Source organism: Providencia sp. PROV076 (assembly GCF_028483405.1).
Taxonomy (GTDB): Bacteria; Pseudomonadota; Gammaproteobacteria; order Enterobacterales; family Enterobacteriaceae; genus Providencia; species Providencia huaxiensis.
Genome location: NZ_JAMPRR010000003.1, coordinates 203,951 through 218,676, shown reverse-complemented (window position 1 = coordinate 218,676; position 14,726 = coordinate 203,951). Strand labels below are relative to the sequence as shown.

The following is a 14,726-nucleotide window of genomic DNA, read 5'->3' as shown; positions in this document are numbered from 1 at the left end:
GTTGGCAAATGCAGCCAACAACGCGACGGTGCGAAATATAACGCGCATTGAGCATTTATTCGTCTTCGAGATAAGTATACCCATACAAACCATTCTCGAACTCTTCGACAAAGTCTTTTTGCAACTGCTCACTCAAACCCGTGCCTTTTACTTGCTCTGTGAAACTTTCTAATAGGACTTCAGGGACTAATTTAACGTATTGCAGCATATCTGCCACAGAATCGCCCTCTTCACTTTGCAAGTAACGCAGGTTACCTTGGCTATCAACCCAGACATCTATTGCGGCAGTATCACCAAATAAGTTATGCATATTTCCTAAAATTTCCTGATACGCGCCAATCATAAAGAAACCTATCATCGGCGGGTTTTCAGGGTCATAAGCCGGCATTGGCATTGTGGTTTCAACGCCATCACCATCAACGTAGTGGTCAATAATACCATCAGAATCACAGGTGATATCTAACAATACCGCACGGCGGTCTAATGGTTTATCTAACCCTTCAATCGGTAATACTGGGAACACTTGGTCAATTCCCCAAGAGTCTGGCAGCGATTGGAATAAAGAAAAGTTCACATAAAACTTATCAGCCATGCGCTCTTGCAGTTCGTCGATGATTGGACGATGAGCACGATTGCTTGGGTCGAGATCTTGCTGGATACGACGGCAAATATTCAGGTATAGCTCTTCTGCCCATGCACGTTGAGTCAAATCTAACACGCCATGTGCATACTGAGTGTGCGCTTCTTGTAAGTCGAATTGGCTATCATGCAACCATTCACGTAATGAACGGCTATTGCCCTGATGCTGCATCGACTCCCAGGTTTCCCATAAGGAAATTAATGAACGTGGTGCATCTTCATGTGGCGGTGTTGTTTTGGTAAATTCATTGCGTTCAACCCCAATCACATTGGAGACTAAAACGGTATGATGAGCGGTAAGTGCTCGGCCAGACTCCGTGATCACCGTTGGGTGCGGTAAATTAAACTCTTCACACGCATCCCCAATCGCCCAAATGACGTTGTTGGCGTATTCATTTAAGCCATAGTTGACGGAGCAATCGGATTGAGAACGAGTGCCTTCATAATCAACACCAAGGCCACCGCCCACATCAAAGCACTGGATATTGACACCTAAGCGATGCAATTCCACATAAAAGCGGGCTGATTCACGGACACCAGTGGCAATATCGCGAATATTGGCCATCTGAGAGCCTAAATGGAAATGAAGCAACTGCAAACTATCTAGGCGATTTGCATTGCGTAAAATTTCCACTAACTGTAATACTTGGGTTGCAGCCAAACCAAATTTAGATTTTTCACCACCACTTGCTTGCCACTTACCTGAGCCTTGAGAAGCCAAACGGGCGCGAACCCCTAAGCGTGGCGTGACATTTAAGCTTTCCGCTTCTTTTAACACCATCTCAATTTCAGACATTTTTTCGATAACAAGGTAAACCTTATGACCCAATTTTTCCCCAATTAACGCTAATCGGATATATTCACGGTCTTTATATCCATTACAGACGATAACGGTTTGTGTTTTACCTGCGTTCGCTAAAACTGCCATTAACTCAGCTTTTGAGCCAGCTTCAAGCCCTAACGGTTCCCCAGAATTAACTAATGATTCAATGACTCGGCGTTGTTGGTTAACTTTTATTGGATAAACCAAAAAGTAATCGCCTTTATAGCCATAAGACTCACGTGCGCGTCTAAATGCTGCGTTTATTGAACGCAAACGGTGCTGTAAGATTTGCGGGAAACAAAACAGTGCAGGTAAGCGTAAATGCTCCTGCTCTTCTTTAACCTGATTAACGAGGTCAGCTAAATCAACAAAGGTGTCAGGGTTCTCAGGGTTCGGGCAAACACAGACATTTCCGCGCTCATTCACCTGATAGTAACCACCACCCCAATACGCGATGTTGTACGTCTGACGCATTTTGCGAGCGATATTATCATTCATAATAAACTCCTTTATGGAGGGGTGAGTGACGCGTTCTCCTTCCTGATGTATGTCAGTGAAGACATAACACTGCAAGGCAGTTATGTTGGGGAAACGGCAATACTCAGATTTTAATAAAAAGTGCTTAGAACTTCTAAACAGTGACAATATACGACCTTAAGCTGACAGATTAATGACTCAGCCTCGAAGGTGTATTAAAGATGTGACGGTAACTTCGTGATGAAGTAAAGAATGACAGGAAAGTAAATGCCAAAGTCACGCGGCGGTCCGCATATGACGGTTGGATACTGTTATTCAGTAGATTATGGATCATTACCCATTAACCCCCAATATAACTGTTTACCCTTTTAAAATTTCAATGTGGTAGCACTATTTTGGCAGGTTGACCTGTTGATTTAAGCTATATCACCTTATTTTTTATTGAAATTCAAAAGCTTATAAACATTCCTGATAGATAGCAGTCATTTTATATTATCCTGCTGGTATATAACGGGAAATAACAACCATCCGTTACGGTCGCAGTTTATACATCTATTACGCTCAAAAAGCAAAACCAAAATGACTAAATTGCGATAAAACTTTACCTATTGCTGTTTTATGTCCCTATTCGTTTTTTGTATAAATACAGGTAGAAATTTTTACTGTATGGGACTAAAATAGCCGTCTAGATGTTAAAACATCCAATTATAAATTTGCGAATTCTTAAGGTATTAATCTCATGGCTACACATCTCTTTACTTCTGAGTCTGTATCAGAAGGGCATCCAGATAAAATTGCTGATCAAATCTCTGACGCAGTACTTGATGCTATTCTGGAACAAGACCCGAAAGCTCGCGTTGCCTGCGAAACCTACGTCAAAACAGGTATGGTAATGGTCGGGGGAGAAATCACCACCAGCGCTTGGGTTGATATTGAAGAAATCACGCGCAAAACTGTTCGCGAAATTGGCTATACCAGTTCCGAAATGGGCTTTGATGCCAATTCATGTGCCGTTTTAAGTGCGATTGGTAAACAGTCGCCCGATATCAACCAAGGTGTTGACCGTGTTGACCCATCAGAACAAGGCGCGGGTGACCAAGGCCTGATGTTTGGTTATGCAACCAACGAAACTGATGTATTAATGCCTGCTCCTATTACTTATGCACACCGCTTAGTGCAGCGCCAAGCAGATGTTCGTAAAAATGGCACGTTGCCATGGTTACGCCCTGACGCGAAAAGTCAGGTTACTTTCCAATACGACAATAATAAAATTGTGGGTATTGACGCTGTTGTTTTATCTACTCAACATTCTGAAGATATTCAACAAAAAGACCTGCATGAAGCCGTGATGGAAGAAATCATCAAGCCAGTTCTCCCTGCAGAATGGTTATCAAAAGAGACAAAATACTTTATTAACCCAACGGGCCGTTTTGTTATCGGTGGTCCTATGGGTGACTGTGGTTTAACAGGCCGTAAAATCATTGTAGATACCTACGGCGGTATGGCTCGCCATGGTGGTGGGGCATTCTCTGGTAAAGACCCATCAAAAGTTGACCGTTCAGCAGCCTATGCAGCACGTTACGTGGCAAAAAATATTGTCGCAGCTGGCCTTGCAGACCGTTGTGAAATCCAAGTTTCTTACGCTATCGGTGTCGCAGAACCTACCTCGATTATGGTAGAGACGTTCGGCACAGGTAAAGTTGATGAATCACTGTTAATCCAATTAGTTCGTGAATTCTTTGACTTACGTCCTTACGGCTTAATTAAGATGCTGGATTTATTACACCCTATTTACCAACAAACTGCTTCATATGGCCATTTTGGTCGTTCTCAGTTCCCTTGGGAAAAAACGGATAAAGCAGAAGCATTGCGCGCCGCTGCGGGCTTGTAATTACTTTAGTAAATAAATTACATACAAAAAAACCCATCATTTGATGGGTTTTTTATTGCTCACAATGAACGATTAATTTTTTTGCGTAAACTGAAAAATTGCCATTCCAGCAACCATCGCTAATGTGAATATTATTCCTTGCGTTAATCCCATTCCTGTTAACAATAATGCAGGCCCTGGGCAGATCCCGGCTAACCCCCACCCCACACCAAATAACACACTTCCAGTGACTAGTTTTTTATCAATCGTTTGATTTGTGGGTATTTGTAATGGGCAGTTAAGTAGGCTAACAGAACGTTTTTTGACCCATAAAAAAGTCATTCCACTAATTACCATTCCAACGGCCATCGTAATTAATAAAGAAGGATCCCACGTTCCAGTAATATCTAAAAACGCTAAAATTTTTGCTGGGTTTCCCATTCCGGCAATGACTAATCCTAGGCCAAATAATATCCCTGAAATTAATGCGATAAGAATAGGCATTGCTTTATCTCCCTATCCCAAAATGGTTGGCTAGAGCGACTGTCACAAAAGCAACGATCATAAAGAGCAATACTGCAACAATGGAACGACGGGATAACCTTGCCATACCGCAGATCCCATGACCGCTAGTACAGCCACTTCCCAGCCGTGAGCCAAAGCCGACAAACAGCCCAGCTAAAACTAAAATAGGTGTGCTGGTCGCAATGTTAACTTCGGGTGTATACGCCAACCATGTAAATAACATTGGAGCGCTCATCAGGCCAATAATAAAAGCCACTTTCCACGCTGTATCCCCCTTAGTCGGTTTCAACAACCCGCCTAGGATACCACTGATACCAGCAATACGACCGTTAAATACTAATAAAATTGCAGCGGCTAAGCCAATCAACACTCCCCCAACTGCGGCAGACAGTGGCGTAAAATTAGCCCAATCTATGGTCATTTCATTTCTCCTTCACGGGGCAATAAAGCTGATATAACGTATTGAGCAGCGTAAATAATTTCTCATCTGCAATCGCATAGTAAATACGCTTTCCTTCTCGGCGCGTCATCACTAAGCCTTCATTACGCAATACCGTTAATTGTTGAGAGAGTGTCGGTTGTAATATTCCTAGCTGCTCTTCTAACTCACTAACGCAGGCTTCACCCTGTGTTAACTGGCATAGTAAAATTAAACGATCTGGATTCCCTAGTGTTTTCAGTAACGAAGCTGTTTCTGACGCGGCCTGCTTCATCGCTAACAGTTGCTGTTCAGAGGTATTATTGTGCATATGTTATGTCTGACATTTATTATATAAAAATACAATATATCTTTCGGTATAATGTATGTCAATTATTGCTTGTTTATGTCCATTACCTTCACGTATCCTTTACCCCATGAAAACAATCCGTGTGCCACTCTTTTTACAGCAACAAGTCATGCGCATATTGCGAGAAAAGCTCGCACTTGCAGAGCACAAACTCGAGCAGTCATTTTCGGAACCAACGGTTAATTACAAGCAACGAGGGACAACCGCGGGGAGTGCTTATTTAAAAGAATGGGAAATCCGCCTTAACCCCAGTTTACTCATCGAAAATACAGAACAATTTATTGATGAGGTTGTGCCTCATGAATTAGCACATCTGTTGGTTTTTCATGTATTTGGCCGCAAAGGTATCGCTCCACATGGCAAAGAATGGAAATGGATGATGCAACATGTACTGGAAGTCACTGCGAAACGTACACACAACTTTGCGGTTACAACAGTAAAAAGTCGAACATTTCGCTACCGTTGTGCCTGTGAAATGACCCATGAATTAACCATACGCCGTCATAACAAAGTGTTACGGGGTGAGAACCAATATTTATGTCGAAAATGTGGGGAAGTGTTAAAACAAGAAGAGATTTCTATCGCTGCGACAGAAAATTAGCTTTTCTGCCGCATCAAGTTTGAGGTGTGCGCTTAAGCAAACTCCGTCATCACTAATTTTGCGATTTCAAAGTAGATAATTAAGCCAGTTCCATCAATAAAAGTCGCAATGAACGGTGCAGAAACAACTGCTGGGTCCACTTTTAACTTCTTCAATACCATTGGAATAATTGAAGAAACAACCGCACTCCACATTGTGATAGCAACGATGGTTAAGCTAACCACAATAGTGACCTCGTGGCCAACACCTAAAATCCACGCACGGATTAATGCTGCACCACCGATAGTCACCGCCACTAAAAATGAGGTGGAGACCTCCTTCTTCAGAACGGTACCAAGGTTGCGTAAACTCACCTCGCCGAGCGCCATTGCACGGACTAATGTCGATGTAATTTGCGTTCCACTATTACCGCCTGTACCAATCAACAGTGGAATGAAAAACGCTAACGAAATCGCTGCTTCGAGTTGTTCTTCAAACGCTTTTAACACTGTTCCTGTATACGCTTCGGCCACAAATAGCATCAACAACCAAACGACACGTTTACGCCATAGAGTTACAGGGCTTGTCGTTAAGTAAGGCTCATCTAACGGGGTGGTCGCGCCTTGTAACTGCGCATCAAGTGTATTCTCATCTTCAATCAGTTCGGCGATATCTTGCGGACGCAAAACACCCATTAATTTGCCAAATTGCACCACAGGTATCATATCTAAACCGCTATGATTAATCAGATCATAAACATCATGACGCGACTGTTCCGGGGCAACAGAAAAATAATTGTGTCGCATGATATCAGACACTAATAAATTTTCAGGTGAAGCTAATAATGATTTGACTGAAAGAATACCATTTAAATAATTGTCGTTGTCGACAACAAATAAATAGGTTGGGATTTGCTCGCCATCAAGATGCTCAATAAGATTTTGTTTCACGCAAGCTATTGAGTCCGCGACAGATACTGGCAAATATGATTGGCTCATATAAGCACTTACTGTTGCATCATCAACTTTTGGTGATTGTGTATTATTGTCTTTGAGGCGTGCGCCTTTCATTGCGGACTGAGCAATAGCAACTGCTCCCGCTTTGTTCTGGGTAGTGAATGTCATTTTTTAGTCCCTATTACTGTTGGTTACTCAAACAGTACTCACATAGGGGCGAAACCAGATGAGAGAATGCAAAAGCTATCTCTTCGTCTCGGTTTTAGCACTATACAACGTATCCTGACTTTAGCAGGAAGTTACATGGGGATATACCTTCGGTCGATATATCCTGTCCTGATCTTGGGCGTCTCTCGACGTCGTCAGATCAGTAACCTATGTTTGTATAGGAGCCTCGCCTAACGAGATACTGCACTTTGGATGCGGCGCGAATTATACCCACTGGTGAATTAATTGCCACCCTATATCTACGTTTTTTTACGCATGGGAAACTTATTGTTTAAGTTCTGTTTAAGTTCATATGAATTACATCCACATAATGTAATAAAATGTAACTAATAATAAAATTAGATATTCAAATTAAAATAAATATATTTAGTTACTTCCCTACAACCAATCCTTGAATAAATCAAAGTAAGATCTGTAATATTATTTAACAAATCTTATCGATAATTAGTCAAAACTTATCCTTCTATTTACCTTACAATACAAAAATAACAACATAAAGGAGTAAGCATAATTAAATATAAACAATACGCCCTATAAGAGTAGATGCAATAACTAATGCCAACTGCTAATTGGTTTTTTATATTAACAATGTGCAAATAAACAAATAATGAAATAAGAAAATACACTTATGTCGCTATTTAAATCGACATTGTTATTGGAAAGCACTTTTTTAGATTGTTAATATTTAATATCAAGCATCAATTTAGTATTAAATATTACGGGAATTATCTTAGAATATTTTTTATTTTATTTAACAGTGAAAGTTTTATTATGGATAAAGTAATTGTTGGGATGTTAACAAATTTAACATTTCGCGTAAACGATGAAATCAAAATTGCAGCTATTTCCGCTTTAGGTGATTTCAAAGCAACGATTGAATATAATGATGCCATCATTCGGATCATAGAGTTATGTCAAGATCCAAACAAAGAAGTGGCTGTATCAGCGATTAATACACTGAGTAAGCTATCTATTTATTTTTTACGTGGTTCACTACCAGAACATTAATTACACTCTCATTCTGAGTACTGTAAATAATTACTATGATCTATTTTATAATACTGTCCCATTAATAATCTAATGAGACAGTTTGCGTATATTAAATGGTTTTACGCTATTTCAGTGTTACCTTGTAATTGGCAGCTGCAAGCTAAAACATAACCTTCAGCGATTTCTGCTTCAGTTAATGTCATTGTGCTTGTTGTTGTGTATTTCCCTGATAGCACTTTTGTTTTACAGCTTCCACAAACCCCTGCTCGGCAAGCCGCAATAACGGGCTGTTTATTTTGCTCCAGTGCAGATAATAAAGAAGTACCTACTGGGACTTTAAAATCGACCAATCGTTGACGAATTTTTAACGTAAGAATATCTTCACTATCAACAATATCTGGTTCAGTAGAAAAACGCTCCATAAAGAAATGTTCAGTAGGAACACCTAAATTCGCAGCAAATTGCTGTGCATTTTTCATATAAGGCACAGGCCCACATGTCATTACAATTCGTGAATCAATATCGGGTACTAAAGCTTTTAGTTTCTCTTCAGTTAAACGCCCTTGAGCAACATCGCCATTATCGGGAGTTTCTGGCATGACACACAACTGCAATCGTTCTGGGTATAGCTGAACCAGCTTTTGCCACTCCTGCGCAAAAATAACTTGCTTATCATCGCGAACATTAAAGAGTACTTTTACATGAGAACTCGGGCGATTCACCATCAGCCAACGAGTCATTGACATAATCGGTGTCACACCACACCCTGCTGCTAACATCAAATACTGAGTATTTTTTAGATTAGCACATGTGAATTCCCCTTGCGCTTCAGAAAGCCAAAGATAGTCACCCTCTTTAACCGAACGTGTTAACCAATTTGACCCTTGACCTTCATCTAAACGCCTGACTGTAATGGATATAAATCGACTTTGCCCGGGTGATGATGAAAGAGTGTAAGCACGCATGACATCATCACTATTTTTAATACTGACCAAGGCATATTGGCCAGGTGAATATGTATAAAAATCATGATTGATAAGATTGATTGTCCAGACATCCGATGTTTCTTGGATAATCGAATGAACTTGCATTCTATTTGGACATAAACTGCTTGGCATGGTCATCGCGCTACTCCTTTAAAGGGGGTCGCAGCCCCCGTCTTTCACATCGTTTTTAAGCTTTTTCTATCGTTTTATTGATCATGCAGGTAAGATTTCTGCCAGATCTTGCTCAACCGTCGTAATACTACGCATGCCAAACTTCTCATTTAGCACATTTAATAAGTTTTCAGTTAAGAAACCCGGTGCTGTTGGGCCGGTATAAATATTTTTCACACCCAACGCTAACAATGTTAAGAGGATAACGATCGCTTTTTGCTCAAACCAAGACAGAATCAAACTCAATGGCAAATCATTAATACCACAACCAAGTTTTTCTGATAGATTCACTGCAAGCATGATTGCAGAATACGCATCGTTACATTGTCCTACATCCAGTAAGCGTGGCAGCCCTTCTAATGTACCGAAATCTAATTTGTTAAAACGATACTTACCACAAGCAAGTGTTAGGATTAAGCAATCTTCAGGCACACTACGCGCAAAATCGGTGTAATAGCTACGCTCACCGCGGCTACCATCACAACCACCAACAAGGAATACGTGACGTAATTTTTTCTGTGAAACTAAATCAATCACCGCATCTGCCGCGCCTAACAGTGTTTGACGACCAAAACCAACGGTAATTTTGTGCTCGATTTCAGTATACGGGAAACCGGTAAGCGACTGAGCTTGAGCTATCATTGCAGAAAAATCATCGCCAACTAAATGTTTTGCACCCGGCCAACCCACAATACTACGCGTCCAGATACGGTCTTTATAATCTCCAACATCAGGGTCAATGATACAGTTAGAGGTCATCAAGATAGACCCTGGGAATTTTGCAAATTCCACTTGCTGATTTTGCCAACCGCTACCATAGTTACCGACTAAATGAGGGTATTTTTTCAGTTCTGGGTAACCATGTGCTGGCAGCATTTCACCGTGAGTATAAATATTGATACCCGTACCTTCGGTTTGCTCTAACAGCATTTTTAAGTCTTTCAGGTCATGGCCTGAAATCAAAATACATTTCCCAGCGACTGGGCGAACGTTGACTTCCGTTGGCGTTGGGTGACCAAATTCACTCGTTTCACCTGCATCCAGAATTTCCATGATCTTGAAATTCATCAAACCAATTGCCATGGCATTATCAAGCAGCTCATTCATATCTGATGGCAATGTTCCAAGCCAAGCCATAATTTCATGATATTGACCGTAAACATCATTATCATACTGGCCTAAAACATGGGCGTGTTCCATATAGGCTGCTGCACCTTTTAAGCCATACAGGCATAACATACGTAAACCGTGAATGTCTTCACCGACTTCAGCTTTATCAATATCTAATGAAAATTGAGCCGCCTGTTCCTGCAAGGTTGGAATATCAGTCCCATTTAATTGCAAATTAATTAATGGGTGATTGAAAGCCACTGCACTATTCACAGATAGGCAATGTTTGATTAATTTATCACGTAAATAAATAGCTTCACGGGCATAACCAATAATACGCTCTGAATCAAAGTTGACGTTGGTTAAGGTAGAGAAAAATGCGCGCGGAGCAAAACTATCAATATCATGGTCAATAATACCCAGTGAGCGAGCAGTGACTGCGCTTGCAGATAAGCTTTGCAATACAGCAACTAATAAATCTTGTAGGTCAGATGTTTCTGCTGTTTTACCGCACATACCCTGCGCGTATGCACAGCCATTTCCAGCTGGAGTTCTAATTGTTTGTTCACATTGCACACAGTACATGTTGTTGGCCTCTTAAAGTTGCATTTCAAATACAACATTAAGACTACGCTCTTTATTAGAATAAAAAAGTGGAATTATTCGTTATCTAACGGTTTATTGATCTATATTAATATTCATTGCAAATGAGAACTATTAACAATATTAAAAGTATGCTATTCGTGCTGCTTAATTTTATTTTTCACCTTTCTTGCTTAAATTCCCTATTTTGCATTTTATTTTATTCCTGATAACGTTCTTACGATAACTCTTGTTATACTTACCTATAAGTGTTTGTTATTCCATCGTATAAAGAGAATCCAATAAAGATGAGCCAAGTAAATTCAGTAAGTAAATCTATGATGAAAAATAGATTGCGGATTTTTAAACGGTTAAAAGAGTCAGATAAAACACCTGTAAAAATCTTACTACTCGCCGCACTAATTGGTGCAGCAGTCGGTCTTATCGGCTCACTATTTGAATTAGGAACAACTTGGATTAGCAACTATCGCATTCAATCGGTGAGTGAATGGGTTGCCCCTAAATGGTTGATGGTTGTGGGGATGTTTTTTATCTCTGCACTTCTTGCCATGTTAGGTTACTACCTTGTTAAACGGTTCTCTCCTGAATCAGGTGGGTCTGGGATCCCAGAAATTGAAGGTGCATTACAGGATTTACGCCCTGTAAGGTGGTGGAGAGTCATCCCGGTTAAGTTTATTGGTGGATTAGGGACATTGGGCTCAGGCATGGTATTGGGACGAGAAGGGCCAACCGTGCAACTTGGTGCGAACCTTAGCCAAATGTTCTATGATTTATTTCGTTTAAAAGACAATGAGTCACGCCATACGTTGCTTGCCTCTGGTGCTGCCGCGGGTTTATCCACTGCATTTAATGCCCCTTTAGCCGGTATTTTATTTATTATTGAAGAAATGCGTCCACAATTTAAATACAGTTTAATTTCAATTAAAGCGGTATTTATCGGTGTTGTTACCTCCACGATTGTCTATCGGTTAATTAATGGGGAAGCTATTGTATTAAATATTGGCCAATTTTCTTCTGCGCCAATGAATACTTTATGGCTTTATTTAATTTTAGGATTAATGTTTGGTGTCATCGGTATCTGTTTTAATGGCTTTTTATTGTACTTACAAAGCAAATTTTTAGCATTTTACCAAAATAAAATTTCTCGCTTTGTCTTGATGGGCGGGTTAATTGGTGGTGCCTGTGGTGCAGTTGGTGTTTACCTGCCTGAAATTGTTGGTGGTGGTTATTCAGTGATCCACCAGATGGTTGCAGGCCAATTCACCATCACATTGTTATTCATATTTTTTGCTTTACGGTTTTTGACTTCAACGATCAGCTTTAGCTCTGGTGCTCCAGGGGGCATTTTCTCCCCTTTACTCGCCCTTGGGACCTTATTTGGTGGTGTTTTCGGCTATGCTGCCCTCGAAATATTCCCTAATTACCAAATTGAAGTGGCTACTTTCGCTATTGCTGGCATGGGAGCTTTATTTGCCGCAACCGTCAGAGCGCCATTAACGGGAATAGTTTTAGTTTTAGAAATGACAAATAACTACCAGTTAATCTTACCTATGATTATTACCTGCATTGGCGCCACAATGGTGGCTCAATTTTTAGGTGGCAAACCGCTTTACTCTGTGTTGTTAGAAAAAACCTTAGCCCGTAGCGAAAAAGAAACCGCTCCCCCCGCCACTGACAAACCTTAAATAGTAGAAGTAAAAAGAGTTGCCGACAGTGGCAACTCTTTTATTAAGATAACCTATGCTAGTTTCTTACTTATTTTTTCTTGGCAATGAGTGTCGCAAAGTTTAATTTAATACGGTTACCTTGTGAATCCGTGCGATGTAAGTGACCAGGATTTTCATTATATTTCAAAATATCCCAATCTTTATAATACCCTTCTAGCTCGCCTGGTTTTAAGAAGCATTTGAATGGCACTAAATCCAGTGGTGCATCTGGCGTTTCAACAGCACACACAATAACGTTAACTCCCCCTGGCAGAGTATGTTCTTGCATATTAGTAATAACATTGGCAATTTTTTCTCTTTGCAAGAACATCAGTACAACAGTGGAAATAATAAGTTCGTAATCCTCTTGTATCTGGTGACTATTAATGTCGTAAACCGCTGTATGAATATTTTCAACTCCGGCTTGTTTTTTAACAAAGTCAATCGCTTGGATATGTTGAGGGTTAATATCTACCGAGGTCACGTCGTACCCCTGCAAGGCAAGATAAAAACTATTACGGCCCCGTCCTGAACCTAAGTCCAATGTTTTACATGGCTTACTAAGGTGATTCTCACACAAATAGCGCACTTCTGAATGTGGGGTCGTTAGCCCGTGCTCTTTATAAAATTTCAGTTCTGATTTGCATAAAAAATCGAGTTGGCACTCCATGTCATCACTACACGCGGAAATGCGGTGCCAAACCTGAGGCTCAATAATAGGCGGTTGGTTATGAATATCAAAGGTAAAGTGTTGCTCGCTGCCATCTTCATTAAAAATGATAAAGTCTAAAGAGCCTTTTAGCACTTTCAACTGTGCGTATGTATCCTCTTTTGTATTATGGCGCTCTTGGAACATTAACGGTAAGGAATTTTTATTCCAAACTGGCATAGTTTTGTAACACACGAGATCATTCATATCATCACCATCAATAAGTTGCATTTTAAATACATCTTATACCGTTAGTTTGCTATCTGCAAAATATTCATGAATAAACTATCGAGGACTTGATTCATATCAACCCCCTAAAGGTAAAGAAGGCTGATATGCTTTATAAGCGATATTAATAACTTAATTGTTCCGCGCTTAATCCTAAGAATTCAAAAGGTTTTGAAACTACATAACTGTTGGTCGCATCCCCTGAATAGATATGGCTCTGCTCTTCACCAAGGTCCAATTTCTTCACTTTTCCCGTTTCAGCCGAAAAGTCAATTTTTGCTAAATCAGTCCAAAAAATATTTGGCGTTAATGCCGATTCAAAAAAGTAGAGCTGGCGTTTATGGTCAACTAATGTTCGCCAACGTGTAGATGAAATTTCAGGCGAACTTTCGGACGTCAATCCGTAAGGAACGGACACATTACGTACCACACTGAAAACGCTAGCTACCGCTTTATTAGGTGTTGTTTTTTGAGGGATTGCATTAATATAAAACTGAGCACGAGCAAATCTATCAGCGGAACGGTTAGTCCCCGGTAACATGACAGTGCCACCAATACCTTGCCAATATTCCTGCATTGCTAATTGCTTTTCATAAGCCGGTGAGTTAGTCATCACTTGATATTTGCGGCTATGATGAATGACCTGCTTACCATCAATATATTCAATAATTGCGCTATCGCCACTCGCATCTGATAATGATAAATGCAACGTTGCTAGTCTATCTTGTCCTGGAACATTATCCGTTGCGACGACAAGTGGATTTTTTTCTAGGTCAGCTACCGCCTCTTCTACTGTCGCATAATTATCTAGAACATATTGCGCCCATAAAGATATCGACAATGCAGGTTGCTTGTTATCGAGTTGAGGGTATTTTGATTCCGCAAGCCAGAGTAAATTAGCAACAAGGCCTTCCTCGTTCACTCCATCAGTCGTTGAAATGTCATAACCCGAGGCTATCACACTACCGTATTTTGATTTCCATTTTAAAGAGTTAGGCCCTGCAATACCGTCACGCTCCATGCCTCGAGGAAAGATCCATAGATTGGTACCAATATCGTATTTCCAATCCATTGTTCTTCCGGTCATTATTTGTTCATTTTCACCTAAATAAACAACTCGAGTACAAGCTTGGCTAACTGTAATCGGCATTGATATCGCTGCAGTTGCGGCAAGTGCTACGATACTTTTCTTAATAAATTGCATGCCATCTCCAAAATAGTTAAAAATAAATTTACATAATAAGCATACTACATAAATACGAACTATTTATGCTCAAAGAATAATGTATTAAAAAAAGTGCGATTAACACAATGAAATATAATAAATAATGACACAA

Annotated in this window: 13 protein-coding genes and 1 riboswitch; of the genes, 4 read left to right on the top strand and 9 right to left on the bottom strand. The window is 40.3% G+C overall.

Going from position 1 to position 14,726, the window contains the following annotated elements; all coding sequences use genetic code 11:
* Nucleotides 1-55 precede the first annotated feature (55 nt).
* Nucleotides 56-1,960: a biosynthetic arginine decarboxylase gene (gene speA / locus PSF67_RS03350; RefSeq protein ID WP_125891436.1), complete on the bottom strand. Its 1,905-nt coding sequence runs from the start codon at nt 1,958-1,960 to the stop codon at nt 56-58.
* Nucleotides 1,961-2,678: 718 nt separating this feature from the next.
* Between speA and metK the strand changes: the two genes are divergently transcribed.
* Entirely contained in the window at nt 2,679-3,830 is a 1,152-nt protein-coding gene (metK, locus tag PSF67_RS03345) for a methionine adenosyltransferase (RefSeq protein WP_047755768.1), read from the top strand.
* A 72-nt stretch (nt 3,831-3,902) separates the two neighbouring features.
* Here the strand turns inward: metK and PSF67_RS03340 are convergent, their stop codons facing one another.
* The 3 genes from PSF67_RS03340 to PSF67_RS03330 are packed head-to-tail and all read right to left on the bottom strand — an operon-like array spanning nt 3,903 to nt 5,083.
* Nucleotides 3,903-4,313 carry a DUF6691 family protein gene (locus tag PSF67_RS03340; RefSeq protein ID WP_102137368.1) on the bottom strand — a complete coding sequence of 137 codons (411 nt, stop codon included), beginning with the start codon at nt 4,311-4,313 and terminating at the stop codon, nt 3,903-3,905.
* Nucleotides 4,314-4,317: 4 nt separating this feature from the next.
* Nucleotides 4,318-4,755 (bottom strand): YeeE/YedE family protein, encoded by a 438-nt coding sequence (locus PSF67_RS03335; RefSeq protein ID WP_102137367.1) that lies wholly within the window; start codon nt 4,753-4,755, stop codon nt 4,318-4,320.
* A gap of 1 nt (nt 4,756) precedes the next feature.
* Nucleotides 4,757-5,083, bottom strand: coding sequence for an ArsR/SmtB family transcription factor (locus PSF67_RS03330; protein ID WP_166265453.1), 327 nt, complete (start codon nt 5,081-5,083; stop codon nt 4,757-4,759).
* A 106-nt stretch (nt 5,084-5,189) separates the two neighbouring features.
* Between PSF67_RS03330 and PSF67_RS03325 the strand changes: the two genes are divergently transcribed.
* A complete protein-coding gene (locus PSF67_RS03325) occupies nt 5,190-5,723 on the top strand; it encodes a SprT family zinc-dependent metalloprotease (RefSeq protein ID WP_102137785.1) in 534 nt (177 codons plus the stop codon).
* A gap of 32 nt (nt 5,724-5,755) precedes the next feature.
* Here the strand turns inward: PSF67_RS03325 and PSF67_RS03320 are convergent, their stop codons facing one another.
* The gene (locus PSF67_RS03320) at nt 5,756-6,826 is read right to left on the bottom strand and encodes a magnesium transporter (protein WP_102137365.1); all 1,071 of its coding nucleotides are present in this window, start codon (nt 6,824-6,826) and stop codon (nt 5,756-5,758) included.
* Between the two features lie 72 nt (nt 6,827-6,898).
* A riboswitch (M-box (ykoK) riboswitch) is annotated at nt 6,899-7,071 on the bottom strand.
* A gap of 586 nt (nt 7,072-7,657) precedes the next feature.
* On the opposite strand from PSF67_RS03320, the gene PSF67_RS03315 reads away from it, so the two are divergent.
* Nucleotides 7,658-7,894 (top strand): HEAT repeat domain-containing protein, encoded by a 237-nt coding sequence (locus PSF67_RS03315; protein ID WP_102137364.1) that lies wholly within the window; start codon nt 7,658-7,660, stop codon nt 7,892-7,894.
* 101 nt (nt 7,895-7,995) lie between these two features.
* Here the strand turns inward: PSF67_RS03315 and hcr are convergent, their stop codons facing one another.
* Both hcr and hcp read right to left on the bottom strand, forming a co-directional pair.
* On the bottom strand, nt 7,996-9,000 hold the full coding sequence (hcr, locus tag PSF67_RS03310; protein ID WP_272676525.1) for an NADH oxidoreductase: 1,005 nt from the start codon (nt 8,998-9,000) through the stop codon (nt 7,996-7,998).
* A 75-nt stretch (nt 9,001-9,075) separates the two neighbouring features.
* The gene (gene hcp / locus PSF67_RS03305; protein WP_102137362.1) at nt 9,076-10,728 is read right to left on the bottom strand and encodes a hydroxylamine reductase; all 1,653 of its coding nucleotides are present in this window, start codon (nt 10,726-10,728) and stop codon (nt 9,076-9,078) included.
* Nucleotides 10,729-11,033: 305 nt separating this feature from the next.
* On the opposite strand from hcp, the gene clcA reads away from it, so the two are divergent.
* Nucleotides 11,034-12,431 carry a H(+)/Cl(-) exchange transporter ClcA gene (gene clcA / locus PSF67_RS03300; RefSeq protein WP_102137361.1) on the top strand — a complete coding sequence of 466 codons (1,398 nt, stop codon included), beginning with the start codon at nt 11,034-11,036 and terminating at the stop codon, nt 12,429-12,431.
* Between the two features lie 70 nt (nt 12,432-12,501).
* Here clcA and tehB read toward each other — a convergent pair whose 3' ends face one another.
* Both tehB and PSF67_RS03290 read right to left on the bottom strand, forming a co-directional pair.
* Nucleotides 12,502-13,392 carry an SAM-dependent methyltransferase TehB gene (gene tehB, locus PSF67_RS03295; protein WP_210843317.1) on the bottom strand — a complete coding sequence of 297 codons (891 nt, stop codon included), beginning with the start codon at nt 13,390-13,392 and terminating at the stop codon, nt 12,502-12,504.
* 121 nt (nt 13,393-13,513) lie between these two features.
* On the bottom strand, nt 13,514-14,593 hold the full coding sequence (locus tag PSF67_RS03290) for a linear amide C-N hydrolase (protein WP_195697552.1): 1,080 nt from the start codon (nt 14,591-14,593) through the stop codon (nt 13,514-13,516).
* Nucleotides 14,594-14,726 lie beyond the last annotated feature (133 nt).